Raw genomic sequence first — 18,582 nt, 5'->3', positions numbered from 1 at the left:
GTTAGGTAGCCACGAGACGGTGGGAAACGATCACGACGGCGGCAAACACGAACACGTAGATGCCGAGGTCGAAGATCGAACGGTGCCAGACGAGGCGGTAGAAGCCGACGCGCTCGAGCACGGCGCGCACGACGATGTTGATCAGGTACGCGATCAGCATCAGTACGAGCGGGGCCGGCACGAATACGCCGAAAATGTCGATTTCGCCGATCATGGTCGCGGTCGGAAGGACGGATGGGAAAGCGGGATCATGCGCGTGCTCCGTCCGGCGCCTGCGGCGGATGCCCCGCCTCGGCCGGATACAGCGACAGGCGCAGGCCGACGAGCGCGTGCAGCGTGTCGCGCAGCCGGCGATGCGTGGCGGGCGTGGCCGGTGCGGCGGGCGCGGCGCTCGCCGTGCCGTCGCCGGCCGGCGCGGTGCCCGGCAGGTTGCGGCCCGCGACGCGGCGCAGCGCGTCGTCGATCGTCGCGAGCAGCGCGGGCGGCGCCGGCTGGCGCGCGTTCGCGGCGGCGCAGCGCGCATAGTGATCGGTGACGCCGGCCAGCACGCGGTCGATCGCATCGGGCACGTCGCCGGACAGCCGGCGGCGCGAGCGGCGCAGGTCGAGCGCATTGAGCGCGATGCGCAGGTCGCGGAAGCTTTCGATCGACGGGTGGCGGTGGTCGTCCGACGCGCCGAGGCGCGGCAGCAGCTGCGTGACGCGATCGAGCATCCGCGACGCGTGGTTGCGCTGGTCGTCGAGCGGTTGCGTCGACGCGGAGCGCGCGACGTCTTCCCAGCCCGAGCGCAGCAGGCGCCGCACCGCGAGTTCCGCGCCGAACGGCCGCGTCGCACGCGTCCACACATAGGCGAACAGCAGCCCGGCGACGCCCGCGAGGTTGCTGTTCAGGAACACGAAGAAATCGGCGTCGTACGCCCCCTGGATGCTGATGAAGGTGGCCGTGTTCACGGCGACGAGCATCGTCACCATGTTGAACTGCGGGCGCGGCAGCAGCGTGCCGATCAGGATGAACGGGCCCGCGAACATCACGACGAGCATCGCGAAATCGTGCACGTGCGGCAGCACGACGAACAGGTACAGGCCCGCGAACACGACGCTCGCGGTCGTCGCGAGGAAGAACTTGAACACGAGCGGCGCCGGCTCGTCGAGCGCGGCGAAGAAGCTGCACGACACGGCCACGAGCGTGACGGCCGCGGCGCCGTCGTGCCAGCCGGACGCGATCCACAGCCAGCTCGCGAACACGATCGCGGCGACCACGGTCAGCGTCGAGAACAGCATCATCCCGCGATCGAAGAAACGCTCGGTGCCGCCAAGCCGCCAGTGCCGGTAGCGCGGCTGCCAGACGCCCGCTTCGTTGCCGATCAGCGCGCGCAGCGAGCGGCAGTCCTGCCAGATGTCGATGACCTGGCGCAGCCGCCACAGCGCGTTCGACAGCAGCGCGCCGTCCCAGCTCGTCAGCGCGTGGTCGGCCGGCTGCAGTGCGGCAATGCGTTCGCGCAGGCGATCCGCGACCGGATCGGCGGGCATGTCGCCGTCGCTGCCGGCGCGCACGGCCGGCAGCGGCGCGTCGAACCATTTCGCGGCATCGGCGAGCAGCTCGTCGAGCCCGGCCGGCCGGACGTGCAGGTCGCGCATCAGCGCGATCAACGGATCGGCGAGCGACGACATCAGCGGCAGGAACAGCTGCATCCGGCCCGCGAGCGCCTGTGCGCGCGCGAGGATGCGCGGATGCGCATGGTCGTAGCTCAGCTGGCTCAGCAGGAATTCGAGGCCGGTGATGGTCGCCGCGAGGCGCTGCCGGCACGCGGACAGCGCCTTGCCGGCCAGGTGCCCGGACAGCGTCTCGCGGCCGTAGAACGCGGCGTCCTTGAACCACGCGTCGGTGCGCTCGATCAGCGTCGGCGCGAGCCGGTTCGGGAAGATCGCGCTGCCCACGACGCTCGCGCACACGATGCCGAGCACGATCTCCTCGGTGCGCGCGATCGCGACGTCGAACACGGTGGACGGATCGGTCACGGTCGGCAGCGCGACGAGCGGCATCGTATAGCCGGCGAGCATGAACACGTAGCTGCGCGCGGTGCGATCGGAGATCGCGAGGTACAGCAGCGTGCCGCACCAGGTGGCGACGATGATCGCGAACAGCAGCGGCGTCTCGACGAACGGCGGCACGAAGAAGATCGCGGCGGCCGCGCCGAGCGCGGTGCCGAGCGCGCGATACAGCGCCTTCGAGCGCGTCGCGCCGACGAACGGATTCGACACGATGTAGACGCTCGCCATCGCCCAGTACGGGCGCGGCAACTGGAAATACAGGCCGAGGTACAGCGCCAGCATCGACGCGGCGAACGTCTTGCCCGAGAACAGCCAGTCGCGGAGGCTCGGATAGGTCATGACGTGGCGTCGCCGGTGTGGGAAGCACGCGCGGCGTGCGTGTGCGACTCGGACGCATTGAACGCGGCGAGCACGCGCAGCGTCGCCTCGAGATCGGCGCGCGAGACGCCCTTGAGCACCTGCGCGCGCAGCACGCGCAGGTCTTCCTCCATCTTCGCGGTGACCGCGCGGCCGGCGGCCGTCAATGAAATCGTTTTCGCGCGTCGATCGTGCGGATCGTCGTCGCGGCGCGCGAGGCCGGCCGCGCACAGCTGGTCGAGCAGGCGCACGAGCGACGGCCCTTCGATGCCGACGTGTTCGGCGAGCGTGCCTTGCCGCACGCTCTCGCCGAGACGCCCGGCGATCAGCAGCGGCGTCGCACACGCCTCGGACACGTTGTACGCGGTCAGCACGCCGTCGCTGGTACGGCGCCACTTGCGCGCGGACAGCACCAGCAGGCTGCTGACGGCGAGGCGGAGGTCGTGCAGATTGGTCATGGGCGAGATGATAGGGCCAAATTAATTCGATAGCAAACTATCGTTTTTTGAGGCGCGAATGAAACGTCGCGTGCGGCACGGCCGGCCCGTTCGAAGCAATTTAGGTGGCGTGCGGGGGATGGTCAAGCTGTAAGGTTTCCGGCGCCGTCCGGGCGCGCGGCGGTTGCGATCGAAGGTTCAAATGATCGGACGAAAGCCGTCCGGCGGGGCTGCCCGGCGGGTCAGGCTGATTCGAAGCCGGGGTTCGGGAAATCCGGCTTCGCGAAACGGCGGACTGCGTGCATATTGGGCCATTGCCTGCATCCCGGAGATTCCGCACGTGTCCACCTCATCCTCGCAGCCCCCGGCCTCCGCATCGCTCGACGCGTGGCTCGGCAAGACCGAAACCCTCGGCGACGACATCACCGCGTTCCCGCTGAACGCGCTGGCCGCCACGCTCGACCGTCCGTCGCCCGGCGACGTCGTGCCGCCGATGTGGCACTGGCTTTATTTCCTGCCCGTCGCGCCGCTGGCCGAAGTCGGCCCCGACGGCCACCCGAAGCGCGGCGGCTTCCTGCCGCCCGTGCCGCTGCCGCGCCGCATGTGGGCCGGCGGCCGCCTGACGTTCCATGCGCCGCTGCGCACGGGGCGGCGCGCGACGCGCGAATCGACGGTCGCGAACCTCGAGGACAAGACGGGCCGCAGCGGCCGGCTCGTGTTCGTGACGGTGCAGCACCGGATCGAATGCGACGGCGCGCTGTGCGTCGAGGAGGAGCACGACATCGTCTATCGAGACGCGCCGCTGCCGGGCGCACCGGCGCCGAAGCCGGTCGCGGCGCCGGCGGGCGAGGCGTGGGCGCGCACGGTAACAGCCGACGCCGTGATGCTGTTCCGCTATTCGGCGCTGACCTTCAACGGTCACCGCATCCACTACGACCGCAGCTACGTGACGCAGGAGGAAGGCTATCCGGGGCTCGTCGTGCACGGCCCGCTGATCGCGACGCTGCTCGCCGATCTCGTGCGCCGCGAACGGCCCGACGCGACGCTCGCGAGCTTCGCGTTCCGCGCGGTGCGCCCGACGTTCGACGGCGAGCCGTTCACGTTGTGCGGCAAACCGTCGGACGACGGTACGACGATCGAGTTGTGGGCGAAGGATCGCGACGGCTGGCTGACGATGCAGGCCACCGCGACGCTTGCATGACATGTGACGCGTGCCGTGTGTCGTCGGCTTCATCGACGAAGAACCCGGCACGCGCCACGACGGAACGGGCACGCTGCGCGCTCGTCGGTGAAGCGTCGCGTCCCGTTCGGCCGACCGCTCGTGGCGACGAAAGAGGCAGCGGACGAAATCGTCGGCGTCGTGAAGGCCGCGGTGGACGCGGTCGCGGAGTGAGCAGAGCAGGGTTCAGACGGACTGACGCCGCCGCACGAAAGTGCGGCGGCGTCCTTGTTCGGGCGGATGCCGATTCGCGCGACGTCGCTCGTCGTCACGACGCGCCGGCGATGTCTGCGGGAAGAATCAGCGCAGACCGGATATCGCCGGTGCGGCGCAGGCGACGATCTTCATCCGCCTGCCAATGTTCAGTAATCCCACGTAACAGGAACGAAGCGGAAGCCGTCCCCGTCTCGTGCGACGTGCCCGATCGACGGGAACGCGACGTGCGCGGCGGCGAGCATCGCACCGGTCTCGGCGGCTTCCTTGAACAGTGCGAGACGCACGTCGACGGACCCTTCGGGATCGTGCTCGAAGCCGTTTTGCCACTCGGGATGGTCGAAGTTGACTTCGAAGATCGCGTCGCCCACGAACGTCAGCCTTTCGCCGTTCGACGCGATGTCCACCACGCAGTGTCCGGGCGTGTGCCCGCCCGTCACGCGCGCCGACACGCCCGGCGCGATTTCCGCGGTCTGCTCGAACTGCACGAAGTTCTCGCGATAGAGTGCGACGAACCGGTCGGCAGCCTTGCGCAGCGCCGGCGGAACGGCTTCCGGCATCACCGTCTTGCTGAAGTCGGGCTGCTTCCAGAACGCCACTTCCGCTGCCGATACGTGAATGCGTACGTCCGGGCGCAGCTTCGCCTTGACGCCGTCGTTGTTCAGCCCGCCAACGTGATCCATGTGCATGTGCGTGATCACGATATCGGTGATGGCCGCGAGGTCGATGCCGGCCGATTCCAGACGCATGACCGAGCGCCCGGCGCGCGTGAAATAGTCGAAGCCGTCTCCCACGCCCGAGTCGATCAGGATCAGGCGATCGCCGCTGCGCACGAGCGCGATGTTCAGCGCCCAGTCGAACATGTCGCGCTGCAGGAAGCGGCCGTCGAACCAGGCGTTGCGGTCCGCTTCGCTCGCGTTGGTGGACATCGTGGAAGTCGGCAGCGGCAGCACGCCGTCGCTGATCAGCACGACGTCCACATCGCCCACGCGCACGGCATAGCGGGAAGAAACGAGCTCGCCCGAACCGTCGTTGCCCAGCGGGGCGGTAACCGGTCGTACGTTGCGGATTGATGCGCTCATGTTGAAATGTCCTGTTCATCGAGTGGGTAAGCCGCGCAGCGCAGCGCGGTTGGCGAGTGCGACGTCAGGTGTCGTGCACCGCGTTTCGCTCGTCTGTCGATCGAGCGTGTGGACGATTGTAGGTAGCGGCGGCGCGCGCCAGTAGCGCTGCACGGGCGCACATGATGTTGTCCTGGAGACAACAATCGACGGCGAAGCGGCAGCGGACGACGATCGCGCGCCGAAGCGGGGTGACCGGATTCGGCGAGCGGGGAGCGCGCGACGATGTCCGTGCACGACCACGCGCAATCGCGACGCCGTCCCGATACCCGAAAAGCCCATCACTCGCTGTTCGTTGCAGGGCGATGGGCGAGGTAATGGATGCCGTTTATGGGAAGCCGCGAACGGCCGGGGCGTATTCCAGGCGAGCTGGCCGCGAACCGCGTTCCGTTCCGTGAGGACATGTGCGGTGGTATCGACTTCCGTTCGGGCGGCGAACCCCGCGCCGTTCGTTGCCGGTCGCCGAAGGATGATGCGCGACGCACGCATGCGACGCGCCGCCACCGGTCCCGACGCGCTTCGCCAAACCGCTGTAATCTGCTCGCTGGCCGCGCACGCTGCATGCGCGGTCGCGGTACGCACGACCCGCGCGGCTTCCGATGGCGCCGCGTGAGTCCCCCTTTTTACGCATCGCATCAGGAGCACGTATCTTGGCCACTTACATCGTGTTTACACGTGAAAGCATGCAGGACCAGCAAGAATTCGACCGCTACCAGAGCAAGGTCGGCGCGACGCTCGCCGGACATCCGGTGAAGGTGCTTGCCGCGTACGGGCCGCAGGAAACGCTGGAAGGCGAGGGCCCGGAAGGCGTCGTGATCGTCGAGTTCCCGTCGAAGGAAGCGGCGCACGCGTGGTATCACGGCCCCGAATACCAGGCCATCGTCCAGCACCGGTTCAACGGGGCGCGCTATCGCGCGGTGCTGGTCGAAGGTGTCTGAGCGGCCCCGCAGGGCGTCGACGCGACGCGATGCCCGCGTACGCGCCCACTCATGACGACGACGACTTCCGCGCCCGTTCGCCCGCCGATGGGCCGCGCCACGACCGGTCTGCTTGCGATCAGCGTGGTGCTGTATCTGGTCGCGATGTTCACCACGCCGTTTCGCACCGGTTCGCCCGATCCGCAGCCGTGGGCCGATGGCTGGGAGGTGCTGCTGACCGGCTGGTTGGGCGTGTTCGACGGCATCTGCGCGTGGCTCGCCAATCCGCTCGTGCTTGCCGCGTGGCTGCTGACGGCGAAGCGCTACCGCACCCAGGCGGTCGTGCTGGCCGTGCTCGCGTTGTTGTTCGGGATGAGCTTTCTGGCGCAGCAGCGGATCATCGTCAACGAAGCGGGGGACGTCGAGCCCGTGCATCTCGACGCGATCGGCTACTGGTGCTGGCTGGCGAGTTTCGGCGCCGCGTCGGTCGGCGCGGCGTTGTTGCCCGGTCGGACGAAGCCGCGCTGATCGATGGCGGGCGCTTCGATGCGGACGTCGACGCAGGTGAAGGCGCCGGGCCTCGCAGCGATCCGCGGCATCGGCACGCGGCGCGACATCGCGTCCCGCGTGTCGATGCATCGAACGCGCGACGCCGCGCGTTCAGCCTTTACCCTTCACCCGATGTGCGGCTGCAACGCGCGCAACCAGTACGACACCGCCACCGCACCGCCATCCGGCGTGCCGATCGCGCGCTCGCCGAGATAGCTGGCGCGCCCCGCGCGCGGCGTCATCCGAGCCGTTTCCTCCGCACCTCGTTCGGCCGCTTCGACGGCCGCCGCCCATGCAGCCGACGCATCCTTGTCGCCATCGAGCGCGCGCTCGAACGCGGTGACGGCCGGCACCAGCGCATCGAGCATCGTCCGGTCGCCGGCGTGCGCGCCGCCCAGCTCGCTGATCGACTCCACCGCGCCGCGGAACGCCGCGGCCCAGTCGCGCGCCGACGGCTCGTCGATCCCGGCCAGCCGGCGCGATGCGCGCAGCAGCGCGGTCGCGTAGAACGGCCCCGAGCTGCCGGCGATCGCGCGGCGCAACGCGGCGCCGAGCGCCGCGAGCGTACCGGCCGGCGTGCCGTATGCGGCGTCCGGCAGCGCGACGATCGCCTGCGCGGCGCGCAGCATGCTCGCGCCGAGATCGCCGTCGCCGGCCGCCGCATCGAGGTCGGTCAGCGTCTGTTCGTGATCGGTCAGCGTCTGCGCGACCGCGTGCAGCGCCGGTTGCAGGCGCCCGGCCCACGCACGGCCGGCCGCATCGAGCGGCGGCAACGGCGCTTCCTGCGCGGCGGCCGTGGCCACGCGGATCTGCGTATTCACCGCGCCGCCGCCCGGCCACGCGCGCGCCTGCGTGGGCGCGTCGAGCAGGCCCGCGCGTTCGTCGTTCAGCCGCAGCACGGAAATCGAGCAGCCGGGCATGTTCAGCGCCGACAGGAACGTGCCGGCCCACGCGCGGGCGACGACGATGCCGCGCCGGTGCAGGTTGTCGTACGCGGCGCGCAGCACGATCGCGAGTTCCATGTCCGGCGTCGCGCCGAGGCCGTTGACGAACAGCGCGACGCGTTCGCCGCGATCGAGCACGAGGTCGGCGACGATGCTCGACAGCAGCGTGTCGACGAGCGCGTCGGCCGGCAGCGGCGCGCGGCGTTCGACGCCTTTCTCGCCGTGGATGCCGAGTCCGAGTTCGATCTCGTGATCGCCGAGGCTGAAGCCCGACTTGTCGGCGCCGGGGATCGTGCAGCCGTCGAGCGCGACGCCCATCGTGCCGAGTTCGGCCGCCGCGTCGCGCGCGATCGCCGCGACGCGGGCGAGTGGCAGCCCGCGCGCGGCAGCCGCGCCGGCGAGCTTGTGGATCAGCACGGTGCCGGCGATCCCGCGCCGCTGGCCGCGCTCGACGCGGCCGCGCAACGCGACGTCGTCGGCGACGATGACCGTTTCGACCGGAATGCCTTCGGCGCGCGCGAGTTCGGCGGCGAGCCCGAAATTGAGCCGGTCGCCGGTATAGTTCTTCACGATCAGCAGGGCGCCGTTCGGGCCGGCGCTCGCGCGGATCGCGGCGAGCACGGCGTCGATGGACGGCGACGTGAACACTTCGCCGCACACGGCCGCGCTCAGCATCCCTTCGCCGACATAGCCGCCGTGCGCGGGTTCGTGGCCGCTGCCGCCGCCGGAAAGAACGGCGACCGGGCGCTGCGCCGGCTCGGGCAGCGGCTGGCGGACGAGCACGTGCTCGTCGCCGAGGATCGCGAGATGGGGCGACTGCCGCGCGATGCCTTCCAGCATTTCTCGCACGACATCGGACGGGCGGTTGACGAGCTTTTTCATGGCGATGGATTCCGGACGGGTGAGCGCGGCGCGGCCGGGCCCGCTCGGGCGCCGGGCGGCCTCGCATGGTGCGCAGGATCGTGCGGGCGCGCTGTCGCCGGACGCACGCGATCGGGTAACGGAGGACCGGATGCGGGAGGAGGACGCGGCGCACGCTTCGCGCCACGATACATCAGGTTCGGACGTTGCTGCACGGATCGCGGCGCGATCGCGCCGGAACGGCGCGGCGGCGCGCTCCCATGAACGGCTACTTCGTCGCCGCGATCGCCTTCGCGCGAATCAGACGCGCACGCAACACGTTGCGGCTGATGCCGAGCAGCCGCGCGGCCTGGATCTGGTTGCGGTGGCTGAATTCGAACGCGACACGCATCACGGTGTCCTCGACACGTTCGAACAGGTTGCCGTGATCCTCGTCGAACAGCGCGCGTAGCGCGTGTTCGAGCGCGGCCTGCGCGCCGGCGCCCGGTTCGGGCACGGGGACGGGCGGCGTGCACCCGGCGGCCGTCGGCGCGTCCGGCGCCGCGATGGGCAGGTCGGCCTCCCGCAGCACGTCGTCACGGCTCACGAGCAGCGCGTGATGGATCACGTTTTCGAGTTCGCGGATGTTGCCGGGCCAGCCGTGCGCCTCGAGCCGGCGTTCGGCGCGCGGATCGATGCTGCGCGGCCCGTAGCCGAGGCGGCTCCGGTAGACGTCGAAGAAGTGGCGCGCGAGCGGCAGGATGTCGCCCGGGCGCTCGCGCAGCGTCGGCACCGCGAGCTGCACGACGTTGAGCCGGTAGAACAGGTCGCCGCGGAACCGCCCGTTCGCGACGGCCTGCTGCAGATCCACGTTGGTCGCGGCGACCACGCGCACGTCGATCGGCACGCCCGTGCGCGAACCGAGCCGCACCACCTCGCGTTCCTGCAGCACGCGCAGCAGCTTGACCTGCATCGACAGCGGCAGGTCGCCGATCTCGTCGAGAAACAGCGTGCCGCCGTCCGCGGCTTCGAACCAGCCGGGCTTTGCGCTGAGCGCGCCGGTAAACGCGCCTTTCTCGTGGCCGAACAGTTCGCTCTCGACGAGCGTTTCGGAGAACGCGCCGCAGTTCACCGCGACGAACGGCCCGTCGCTGCGGCGGCTGAGGTCGTGCACGTGTCGCGCGATCAGTTCCTTGCCGGTGCCGGTCTCGCCGACGATCAGCACGTTCGCGTCGCTCGGCGCGACGCGGCGAACCTGTTCGAGCAGCCCGATCGAACGCGGATCGGCGAACACCTGCCCGCGCGCGCGGCCCGGTACGTGACGTTCGGGCGGAGCGGTCACGGGCGCCAGGCGTTGCGCGGGCGTAAGCGCGGCCGGCTCGCGGGATGCGGCGACGACACGCAGGTTGGGCGGGCGCGGCGATGCGGAACTCGAAGTCATGGCGGTAAACCGTAGGAAGGCTGAACGAAGCAGACCCGCGCGAACGGGCGGCACGGCCCGGCTGCTGCGGGATCAGCAAAGTGTTCAATGTTTTGCCGCACGCGGAAAGCATCGATTTCTGATAACCAAAGCGCGATTGCTGCGGAACCCGCAACGGTGCGGAAGTACGGCTGCGCCGCGACGTCATCGCGGCGAATCCGGCGCGATCGCGTAGGCGCGCTGCTGCCTGATCAGCAGCCTGCCAGCAGCGCCGCTTCACCCGGTTCATCACGTCCGCGCATATCGATGTGACGGCCGCGCGGGAACGCTTGCCACTTCACGGAATGTGCGCGAGCGCCTGCTCCGGCGAGGCACGACGCATACATTTCGCGATGCAGATGATCGCGCCGTGATGCAGTCACGATGATGGCACGCTCCTTGCTGACCCGAAGCGGACTCGCGGCAATCGACACGCGGCTCAACAGCTCAACGGTTCAACCATGGGAACGCATCGCATGAGCAATACCCCCCTCAACGTCGTCGCGATTTCGGGCAGCTTGCAGCGACCGTCGCGCACGCTCGCGCTGACCGACGCGATCGTCGCGGCGCTCGGCGCCGCGCTGCCGATCGATACGCGGCTGATCGAACTCGCCGAAATCGGCAGCCGGCTGGCCGGCGCGCTGACGCGCGCGCAGGTGCCGGCCGACCTCGAAGCGCACCTGCGCGCGATCGAGACGGCCGACGCGCTGGTCGTCGCGAGCCCCGTGTATCGCGCGTCGTACACGGGCCTCTTCAAGCACCTGTTCGACCTCGTGCATCACGACGCGCTGATCGACGTGCCCGTGCTGCTCGCAGCCACCGGCGGCAGCGAGCGTCATGCGCTCGTGATCGAGCACCAGCTTCGCCCGCTGTTCGGCTTCTTCCAGGCCCGCACGCTGCCGATCGGCGTGTACGCGTCCGAAAGCGATTTCGATCGCTACCAGATCGCGAACCCGGCGCTGCGCGCGCGCATCGCGCTGGCCGTCGAGCGCGCGGTGCCGCAACTGCGCGCACACGCGCTTTCCGTCGCGGCCGCGTAGGCCGCCTGCGTTTTCTCTTCCGACCAGGACACACTCATGAGCCACACCGATCCTTCCACCGACGGCGTCAAATTCGCGTACTGGGTACCGAACGTCAGCGGCGGCCTCGTCGTCAGCACGATCGAGCAGCGCACCGACTGGAGCCTCGAATACAACCAGCAGCTTGCGCGCACGGCCGAGGCGGCCGGCTTCGAGTATGCGCTGAGCCAGATCCGCTTCACGGCCGGCTACGGCGCCGAATACCAGCACGAGTCGGTGTCGTTCAGCCAGGCGCTGCTGCATGCGACGACGAAGCTGAAGGTGCTCGCCGCGATCCTGCCGGGGCCGTGGCATCCGGCCGTGGTCGCGAAGCAGCTCGCGACGATCGACCACATCTCGAACGGGCGCATCGCGATCAACGTCGTGAGCGGCTGGTTCAAGGGCGAATTCACCGCGATCGGCGAGCCGTGGCTCGAGCACGACGAACGCTACCGGCGCTCGAAGGAATTCATCCAGGCACTGAAGGGCATCTGGACGCAGGACAACTTCACGTTCAAGGGCGACTTCTACCGCTTCAACGACTACACGCTGAGCCCGAAGCCGGTGCAGAAGCCGCATCCGGAAATCTTCCAGGGCGGCAGCTCGCGCGCGGCGCGCGACAACGCGGCGAGCGTGTCGGACTGGTACTTCACGAACGGCAATACGCCGGAGAACCTGAAGGCGCAGATCGACGACATCCGCGCGAAGGCCGCGGCGAACAACCATCGCGTGCGCATCGGCGTCAACGCGTTCGTGATCGCGCGCGACACAGAGGAAGAGGCGAAGGCCGTGCTCGACGACATCATCCGCCACGCGCACGTCGAGGCCGTGCATGCGTTCGGCGATGCGGTGAAGCAGGCGGGCAGCGCGTCGCCGGAGGGCGAAGGCAACTGGGCGAAGTCGACGTTCGAGGATCTCGTGCAGTACAACGACGGCTTCCGCACGAACCTGATCGGCACGCCGCAGCAGATCGCCGAACGCATCGTCGCGCTGAAGGCGATCGGTGTCGATCTCGTGCTCGCGGGGTTCCTGCATTTCATCGAGGAAGTCGAGTATTTCGGCAAGCGCGTGCTGCCGCTCGTGCGCGAACTCGAGGCGCAGCGGCAGGCGGTGGCCGCGTGATACGGAGGTCGGCGTGCGGCGGCCGGCCGGCGATGTCGTCCCGGCCGGACGATTCCGTTTAGAGGGCTCTCTCGCGCCGTTACGCGACCCCGGCCATCTTCGACGCATCGACCACCATCTGCACGCCGAGGCCGCCGAGAATGAGTCCCATCGCCCAGCGCTGCGCGAGCAGCAGCGTCGGGCGTCCGTGCAGGAATCTCGCGATGCTGCTCGAACAGATCGCCACCAGCCCGTTCGCGCAAGCGAATGCGGTGATCAGCAGCGAACCGAGAAACAGCGATTGCCCGAGCACGCTGCCGTTCCGGTAGTCGATGAACTGCGGCAGCAACGAGATGAACAGCATCGCGAGCTTCGGGTTCAGCACGCTGGTCGTCGCACCCATCGCGAGCAACCGGAGCGGCCGCTCGCTGGGCAACGCCTGCACCTCGAACGGCGAGCGGCCACCGGGCCTGACGGCCTGCCACGCGAGATACAGCAGGTATGCCGCACCGACGACGGCCAGCCCGCTGCCCGCATAGGGCACGCTCATGAACAGCGTCGTGATCCCGAACGCCGCGCCGAACATGTAGAACAGGTAGCCGATCATCACGCCGCCGAGTGAAATGAGCCCCGCCGTGCGACCTTGCGCGATCGAGCGCGACATCACGTAGACCATGTTCGGCCCGGGCGTGACCGCGAGCATGCCGCCGATGACGAGAAATCCGTAGAGCGATCCGGACGTATGCATGTCTGATGATTCCTGCAACGAGTGAGGGCTGACGAGATGCATTGTCCGGCCGTGGAGGAGAACAGTAAAACGGGATAAACTGAATTGATTAATCAGTTTTTCTGAATTCCATGAAAAGGCTCGACCTCGATGTGCTCGCGATGGTGGTGGCCGTCGCGGAATCCGGATCGTTCGCGCAGGGCGCGCAGGCCGTGCACCGGTCGCCGTCGGCGGTGAGCATGCAGATCAAGGCGCTGGAAGACGCGCTCGGCAAGCCGCTGTTCATCCGCGACACGCGCAACGTGACGCCGACCGACGACGGCACGATGCTCGCCGAATACGGTCGCCGGATGCTGGCGATGCGCGACGAGGCATGGGCGTCGGTCGTGCGCCCGGAGATCCGCGGCCGCGTGACGATCGGCGTGCCCGACGACTACATTTCGTCGCTGCTGCCGCAGGTGCTCGGCAAGTTCGCCGCGATGCACCCGCGCGTGGAAGTGCGCGTGATCGGCCAGCCGAGCAGCGCGCTCGTGCCGATGCTGAAGGACAACACGGTCGATCTCGCATGCCTCACGCGGATCAAGGGCGTGACCGGCGAGCTGATCCGGCTCGAACCGCTCGTCTGGGTCGGGTCGCCGAAGCGCAACGTGTGGGAGGAGCGGCCGCTGCCGGTGGCGTTCTTCACGCACGGCGGCAGCATGGCGCGCGATCAGGCGGTCAAGGCGCTGAACCGGCGGAAGATCCCGTACCGGATGTCGTACGAAAGCCCGAGCCACCTTGGCCTGCTCAGCATGGTGGAGGCCGGGCTGGCGGTCGCGCCGCTCGCGCGCTGCTGCATTCCCGATCATCTCGTGCAGCTGTCGGAAAGCCACGGGCTGCCGTCGCTTGGCGAACTCGAGGTCGTGCTCGCGCGCAGCGCGCAATCCGCGCGCCCGCCGTGCGACTACCTGGCCGAGCAAATTCTCGGCGAATGGCGCACCTGAGCGGCCCGCCGGCGGTCGTGGTTCAGCACGACTTCAGCAGCCATTCGCGGAACGCGACGAGCGAGGGCAGCGTGTCGTTTCCCGGCGGGTAGACGAGGTAGTAGCTGCGCTGGCTGGTGATCGCGTCGCCGATCGACACGAGTTCGCCGCGGCTCAGTTCGTCTTCCACCAGCACTTTCGGCACCAGTCCGATCCCCATCCCGGCCCGCACGGCCTGGATCAGGTGCGACGTCAGCTCGAAGCTTGGGCCGATGCGCATCTGCCGATGGTCGAGCCGATAGTGCGAAAACCATTCCGCCCACGCCTGCTGGTTGCTCGTCACGCCGAGCAGCGTCTGCTTCGCGGCCCAGGCGGGCGGCCGTGCGCCGGCCTTGCGGCGGCTGCCGCTGCCCGCGTCCGGCGGCGCGATCGCGATCAGGAACTCGTTGTACAGCCGGTGCGCGTGCAGGCCCGGCCAGTCGCCCGCGCCGACGGTGATCGCCGCATCGAGGTCGTCGTTGAGGAAATCGATCGCGCCGATCCGCGAATGAAGGTGCACGGTTACGCCCGGATGCGCGGCGTAGAAGTCGTGCAGGTGCGGCAACAGCCATTTCGAGCCGAAGGTGGGCAAGGTCGCGAGGCGCAGCGTGCCGGCGCCCGCCTGGTGCGACATCGCCTGCAGTGTCGCGCCGCGGATGCGCCCGAGCGCGCCGCTCAACTCGACGAAGTAGCGCCGCCCAACCTCGGTCAGTTTCACCGAACGGCCCTCGCGCCGGAACAGCGGCACGCCGAGCTGGTCTTCCAGCGTCTGGACTTGCCGGCTGATCGCGCTCTGGCTCAGCGACAGCTCGTCGGCCGCGCGTGTATAGCTTTCGTGCCGCGCGGCGGCCTCGAACACGAGCAGCAGCGACATCGACGGGGTGAGGCGACGGTAATTCATGAGTTTTATGCAATATTCGCCGGAGCAGAATTCGTTTGTTTGTCGCGAAGTATCCAAAGATACTGGAATTCCCGGCCGCGCGGAAACTTGCTGAAAATTCATGTTTCGTCCACGCGAACCGGTCGGTTCCACCCACACTGCGTCTTGACCCCATGTCGATTGCTCCGTTGCCCCGTCCCGCCAGCCCGCCCGCGCACGCGTACCGCGCCTTTCTCGCCGCGCTGCAAGCCGCCGGATTCGCCGGGGAAATCCGCGCGGATCATGCGAACCGGACGGTGCAGGCCACCGACAACTCGATCTACCAGCGCCTGCCGCAAGCGGTGATCTGCCCCGCGCATGCGGACGACGTCCGGCTGCTCGCGCGGCTGCTCGCCGAGCCCGCGCATCGCGACGTCGCGGTGGCGCCGCGCGGCGGCGGCACGGGTACCAACGGGCAGTCGCTGACCGACGGCGTCGTGGTCGACCTGTCGCGCAACATGAACCGGATTCTCGAAATCGACGTCGAGCGGCGCTGGGTGCGCGTGCAGGCCGGTGTCGTCAAGGATCAGCTCAACGCGGCGCTCAAGCCGCACGGGCTGTTCTTCGCGCCGGAGCTATCGACGTCGAACCGCGCGACCGTCGGCGGGATGATCAACACCGATGCGAGCGGGCAGGGCAGCTGCACGTACGGCAAGACGCGCGATCACGTGCTCGAGCTCGATTTCGTGCTGATGGGCGGCGAGCAGCTGCACAGCGACGTGCTCGACGACGACGAACTGGAACGCCGCTGCGCGCGGCAGGACCGCATCGGCAAGGTCTACCGCACCGCGCGGCGCATCAGCGACGACAAGGCGGCGCTGATCGAAGCGAAGTTTCCGAAGCTCAACCGCTGCCTGACCGGCTACGACCTCGCGCACCTGCGCGAACCCGACGGCCGCTTCAACCTGAACAGCGTGCTGTGCGGCGCCGAAGGCTCGCTCGGCTTCGTCGTCGAGGCGAAGCTCAACGTGCTGCCGATCCCGAAGTATTCGGTGCTGGTCAACGTGCGCTACGCGGGCTTCATGGACGCGCTGCGCGACGCGCGCGCGCTGCTCGCGCACCGGCCGCTGTCGATCGAGACGGTCGACTCGAAGGTGCTGATGCTCGCGATGCAGGACTTCGTGTGGAGCAGCGTGGCCGAGTATTTCCCGCAGGACGACGCTCGGCTGACGCTCGGCATCAATCTGATCGAATTCAGCGGCGACGACGAACACGACGTCGACGCGCGCGTGCGTGCATTCGTCGACCATCTGCGCACCGACACGGGCGTGGAGCGCCTGGGCCACACGCTCGCGGCCGGCGACGACGCGGTGAAGCGCGTGTATGCGATGCGCAAGCGCGCGGTCGGCCTGCTCGGCAACGTGCAGGGCGAGGCGCGCCCGCAGCCGTTCGTCGAGGACACCGCGGTGCCGCCCGAGAACCTCGCCGCGTACATCGCCGAATTCCGCGCGCTGCTCGACGGCCACGGGCTGCAGTACGGGATGTTCGGGCACGTCGATGCCGGCGTGCTGCACGTGCGTCCGGCGCTCGACATGAAGGACCCGAAGCAGGCGGCGCTGGTGCGGCCCGTGTCGGATGCGGTGGCCGAGCTCACGCAGCGCCATGGCGGGCTGCTGTGGGGCGAGCACGGCAAGGGCGTGCGCTCCGAATACGCGCCCGCGTTCTTCGGCGAACTGTATCCGTCGCTGCAGCAGTTGAAGGCCGCGTTCGACCCGCACAACCAGTTCAACCCGGGCAAGATCGCGACGCCGCCGGAGCCCGCGATGCGGCTGCTGAAGATCGACGAAGTGCCGACGCGCGGCGACCACGACCGGCAGATCGACGAGCGCGTGTGGCAAAGCTACGGCACCGCGATGCACTGCAACGGCAACGGCGCGTGCTACAACTTCGATCCGGACGACGCGATGTGCCCGTCGTGGAAGGCGACGCGCGAGCGCGTGCAGTCGCCGAAGGGGCGCGCGTCGCTGATGCGCGAATGGTTGCGCCTGCAAGGGCAGGCCGGCGTCGACGTCGTCGCGGCCGCGCGTGCGCGGCAGCCGTTCCTGCGGAGCCTGGCCACGCGCTGGCGCAACAGCCGCGCGGCGCGCAACGGTGAAGCGGACTTCTCGCACGAGGTGTACGACGCGATGGCCGGGTGCCTCGCGTGCAAGTCGTGCGCGGGGCAGTGCCCGGTGAAGGTGAACGTGCCGGAGTTCCGCTCGCGTTTTCTCGAGCTGTATCACCAGCGCTACCTGCGGCCGTTGCGCGACTACCTGATCGGTTCGCTCGAATACACGATGCCGTGGATGGCGCGGGTGCCCGCGCTGTACAACGGGCTGATGCGGGCGGGATGGGTGCGCACGGTGCTGGAGCGGCACGTCGGCATGGTCGACAGCCCGCTGCTGAGCCGCTTCGATCTCGCGGCCGTGATCCGCGAATGGCAGGTGAAGCCGGCCGACCCGCAGGCGCTCGCCGCGCTGAGCGACGCGCAGCGCGCGCGTAGCGTCGTCATCGTGCAGGACATGTTCACGCGCTATTTCGAACCCGAGCAACTCGCGACGCTGATCGAGCTGGCGGCGCGCACGGGCTTTCAGGTGTGGCTCGCGCCGCTCGCGCCGAACGGCAAGGCGCTGCACGTGCAGGGCTTTCTGCGCGCGTTCGAACAGGCGGCGATCCGCAATGCGACGCACCTGGCCGCGCTGGCGCGCTCGGGCGTCGCGCTGGTCGGCCTCGATCCGGCGATGACGCTCACGTACCGGCAGGAATACCTGAAGGTGACGGGGCTCGCCGACGTGCCGACGGTGGCGCTGCCGCAGGAATGGCTGCTACAGGCGCTGCCGGAAGCCGCCGGCGGCGACCTGCCCGTGTCGTACCGGCTGCTGCCGCACTGCACCGAGAAAACCAATGCGCCCGACAGCGGCAAGCAATGGGCGCAGGTGTTCGCGCGACGCGGGTTGCGCTTGCAGGTTCAGGCGGCCGGGTGCTGCGGCATGTCGGGCACTTACGGGCACGAGGCGCGCAATCTCGCGACGTCGAAGACGATCTACGCGCAGTCGTGGGCCGCGCACGTCGACGGGCCGGACACGCAAGGCGAGGCGCTGGCGACCGGGTATTCGTGTCGCAGCCAGGTGAAACGGATGTCGTCGAAGCCGATGCGCCATCCGTTGCAGGCGCTGCTCGATCACGTGCGGGCGGTGGGGTAACGGTGACGATCGGGCGGCGCGCGGCCCGTGGCCCGTGAGAGGACTTCCCGTTAGCGTCGCGCGGCTGGCGGCAAACGCCGCGCCGCGGTCGACGCGCATCCGGGCTCAGGCGTCGGCCTTGGCCGTTTTCCGGGCGCGCGGCTTGTCCGCCGCGGAAAACACGCCGCCGCCGCGCGGCCGTTTCGGATCGATCCGCATCTGCCGGATCACGCGCCGGAAATCGATCTCGTGCGCGGCCAGCGTGCCGATCAGTTTCGCGATGACCGCGAGGTGGGACGGGACGGTGCCCTTGCTCGAATAGTTCGTGATCGAACTTTCGTTCATCCGGATCAGGCCGGCGAACTCGCGCGCCGTCAACTGCGCCTTCTTCAACTCCTGTTGGAATTCCGCATACGCCATTGCGCACATGATGCTTCGTCTCCGTCAATCAGAAATCGGCCTGCGCGGCGCCAGCGCCGACGGGTGGCGTTCCCGTCGTGCCGGCGCG

General features: G+C 68.9%; 16 protein-coding genes. 7 read left to right on the top strand and 9 right to left on the bottom strand.

The genetic code is table 11. The annotated features are described in order from the left end of the window. Window position 1: 1 nt before the first annotated feature. Genes HWX08_RS09910 through HWX08_RS09900 form a run of 3 tightly spaced genes read right to left on the bottom strand, consistent with a single transcriptional unit; the run spans window position 2 to window position 2,866 of the window. Window positions 2-214, bottom strand: coding sequence for a DUF1656 domain-containing protein (locus tag HWX08_RS09910; protein ID WP_059522018.1), 213 nt, complete (start codon window positions 212-214; stop codon window positions 2-4). Between the two features lie 34 nt (window positions 215-248). Further along, complete coding sequence (locus HWX08_RS09905; RefSeq protein WP_175807003.1) at window positions 249-2,390, bottom strand: FUSC family protein; 2,142 nt, start codon at window positions 2,388-2,390, stop codon at window positions 249-251. Continuing rightward, on the bottom strand, window positions 2,387-2,866 hold the full coding sequence (locus tag HWX08_RS09900) for a MarR family winged helix-turn-helix transcriptional regulator (protein ID WP_069258741.1): 480 nt from the start codon (window positions 2,864-2,866) through the stop codon (window positions 2,387-2,389). Before HWX08_RS09900 ends, HWX08_RS09905 begins: the two co-directional genes overlap by 4 nt. Before the next feature lie 319 nt (window positions 2,867-3,185). Here HWX08_RS09900 and HWX08_RS09895 point away from each other — a divergent pair, with 319 nt between their 5' ends. Continuing rightward, window positions 3,186-4,046: an HTD2 family dehydratase gene (locus HWX08_RS09895; protein ID WP_174921456.1), complete on the top strand. Its 861-nt coding sequence runs from the start codon at window positions 3,186-3,188 to the stop codon at window positions 4,044-4,046. A gap of 380 nt (window positions 4,047-4,426) precedes the next feature. Here the strand turns inward: HWX08_RS09895 and HWX08_RS09890 are convergent, their stop codons facing one another. Next, complete coding sequence (locus tag HWX08_RS09890) at window positions 4,427-5,359, bottom strand: MBL fold metallo-hydrolase (protein WP_069258739.1); 933 nt, start codon at window positions 5,357-5,359, stop codon at window positions 4,427-4,429. A gap of 689 nt (window positions 5,360-6,048) precedes the next feature. Here HWX08_RS09890 and HWX08_RS09885 point away from each other — a divergent pair. Both HWX08_RS09885 and HWX08_RS09880 read left to right on the top strand, forming a co-directional pair. Continuing rightward, window positions 6,049-6,336, top strand: coding sequence for a DUF1330 domain-containing protein (locus HWX08_RS09885; protein ID WP_174921455.1), 288 nt, complete (start codon window positions 6,049-6,051; stop codon window positions 6,334-6,336). Between the two features lie 51 nt (window positions 6,337-6,387). Continuing rightward, window positions 6,388-6,843, top strand: a complete 456-nt coding sequence (locus tag HWX08_RS09880; RefSeq protein WP_157126828.1) for a hypothetical protein — start codon at window positions 6,388-6,390, stop codon at window positions 6,841-6,843. Between the two features lie 146 nt (window positions 6,844-6,989). Here the strand turns inward: HWX08_RS09880 and HWX08_RS09875 are convergent, their stop codons facing one another. Beyond that, window positions 6,990-8,690, bottom strand: coding sequence for a dihydroxyacetone kinase family protein (locus HWX08_RS09875; protein WP_174921454.1), 1,701 nt, complete (start codon window positions 8,688-8,690; stop codon window positions 6,990-6,992). 247 nt (window positions 8,691-8,937) lie between these two features. Then, window positions 8,938-10,089, bottom strand: a complete 1,152-nt coding sequence (locus HWX08_RS09870) for a sigma-54 interaction domain-containing protein (protein ID WP_174921453.1) — start codon at window positions 10,087-10,089, stop codon at window positions 8,938-8,940. Window positions 10,090-10,583: 494 nt separating this feature from the next. Here HWX08_RS09870 and msuE point away from each other — a divergent pair, with 494 nt between their 5' ends. After that, window positions 10,584-11,147 (top strand): FMN reductase, encoded by a 564-nt coding sequence (gene msuE / locus HWX08_RS09865; RefSeq protein ID WP_069258734.1) that lies wholly within the window; start codon window positions 10,584-10,586, stop codon window positions 11,145-11,147. 36 nt (window positions 11,148-11,183) lie between these two features. Then, on the top strand, window positions 11,184-12,287 hold the full coding sequence (gene sfnG / locus HWX08_RS09860) for a dimethylsulfone monooxygenase SfnG (protein WP_069258733.1): 1,104 nt from the start codon (window positions 11,184-11,186) through the stop codon (window positions 12,285-12,287). Between the two features lie 79 nt (window positions 12,288-12,366). Here sfnG and HWX08_RS09855 read toward each other — a convergent pair whose 3' ends face one another. Then, on the bottom strand, window positions 12,367-13,014 hold the full coding sequence (locus HWX08_RS09855; protein ID WP_174921452.1) for a LysE family translocator: 648 nt from the start codon (window positions 13,012-13,014) through the stop codon (window positions 12,367-12,369). 110 nt (window positions 13,015-13,124) lie between these two features. On the opposite strand from HWX08_RS09855, the gene HWX08_RS09850 reads away from it, so the two are divergent. Next, a complete protein-coding gene (locus HWX08_RS09850; RefSeq protein ID WP_174921451.1) occupies window positions 13,125-13,976 on the top strand; it encodes a LysR substrate-binding domain-containing protein in 852 nt (283 codons plus the stop codon). A gap of 22 nt (window positions 13,977-13,998) precedes the next feature. Here the strand turns inward: HWX08_RS09850 and HWX08_RS09845 are convergent, their stop codons facing one another. Then, window positions 13,999-14,895, bottom strand: coding sequence for a LysR substrate-binding domain-containing protein (locus HWX08_RS09845; RefSeq protein ID WP_069258730.1), 897 nt, complete (start codon window positions 14,893-14,895; stop codon window positions 13,999-14,001). 152 nt (window positions 14,896-15,047) lie between these two features. Here HWX08_RS09845 and ydiJ point away from each other — a divergent pair, with 152 nt between their 5' ends. Further along, on the top strand, window positions 15,048-18,095 hold the full coding sequence (gene ydiJ, locus HWX08_RS09840) for a D-2-hydroxyglutarate dehydrogenase YdiJ (RefSeq protein ID WP_174921450.1): 3,048 nt from the start codon (window positions 15,048-15,050) through the stop codon (window positions 18,093-18,095). 105 nt (window positions 18,096-18,200) lie between these two features. Here ydiJ and HWX08_RS09835 read toward each other — a convergent pair whose 3' ends face one another. Further along, entirely contained in the window at window positions 18,201-18,503 is a 303-nt protein-coding gene (locus HWX08_RS09835; protein ID WP_069258728.1) for a DNA-binding protein, read from the bottom strand. Window positions 18,504-18,582: the final 79 nt, after the last annotated feature.

It is taken from the genome of Burkholderia metallica (assembly GCF_902832845.1).
GTDB classification, from domain to species: Bacteria; Pseudomonadota; Gammaproteobacteria; order Burkholderiales; family Burkholderiaceae; genus Burkholderia; species Burkholderia metallica.
This window is presented reverse-complemented; position numbering and strand designations above follow the sequence as displayed.

Coding starts and splice junctions, on each gene's coding strand:
- HWX08_RS09910 (WP_059522018.1), bottom strand. CDS start 214: ATGATCGGCGAAATCGACATTTTCGGCGTATTCGTGCCGGCCCCGCTC.
- HWX08_RS09905 (WP_175807003.1), bottom strand. CDS start 2,390: ATGACCTATCCGAGCCTCCGCGACTGGCTGTTCTCGGGCAAGACGTTC.
- HWX08_RS09900 (WP_069258741.1), bottom strand. CDS start 2,866: ATGACCAATCTGCACGACCTCCGCCTCGCCGTCAGCAGCCTGCTGGTG.
- HWX08_RS09890 (WP_069258739.1), bottom strand. CDS start 5,359: ATGAGCGCATCAATCCGCAACGTACGACCGGTTACCGCCCCGCTGGGC.
- HWX08_RS09880 (WP_157126828.1), top strand. CDS start 6,388: ATGACGACGACGACTTCCGCGCCCGTTCGCCCGCCGATGGGCCGCGCC.
- HWX08_RS09875 (WP_174921454.1), bottom strand. CDS start 8,690: ATGAAAAAGCTCGTCAACCGCCCGTCCGATGTCGTGCGAGAAATGCTG.
- HWX08_RS09870 (WP_174921453.1), bottom strand. CDS start 10,089: ATGACTTCGAGTTCCGCATCGCCGCGCCCGCCCAACCTGCGTGTCGTC.
- msuE (WP_069258734.1), top strand. CDS start 10,584: ATGAGCAATACCCCCCTCAACGTCGTCGCGATTTCGGGCAGCTTGCAG.
- sfnG (WP_069258733.1), top strand. CDS start 11,184: ATGAGCCACACCGATCCTTCCACCGACGGCGTCAAATTCGCGTACTGG.
- HWX08_RS09855 (WP_174921452.1), bottom strand. CDS start 13,014: ATGCATACGTCCGGATCGCTCTACGGATTTCTCGTCATCGGCGGCATG.
- HWX08_RS09850 (WP_174921451.1), top strand. CDS start 13,125: ATGAAAAGGCTCGACCTCGATGTGCTCGCGATGGTGGTGGCCGTCGCG.
- HWX08_RS09845 (WP_069258730.1), bottom strand. CDS start 14,895: ATGAATTACCGTCGCCTCACCCCGTCGATGTCGCTGCTGCTCGTGTTC.
- ydiJ (WP_174921450.1), top strand. CDS start 15,048: ATGTCGATTGCTCCGTTGCCCCGTCCCGCCAGCCCGCCCGCGCACGCG.
- HWX08_RS09835 (WP_069258728.1), bottom strand. CDS start 18,503: ATGTGCGCAATGGCGTATGCGGAATTCCAACAGGAGTTGAAGAAGGCG.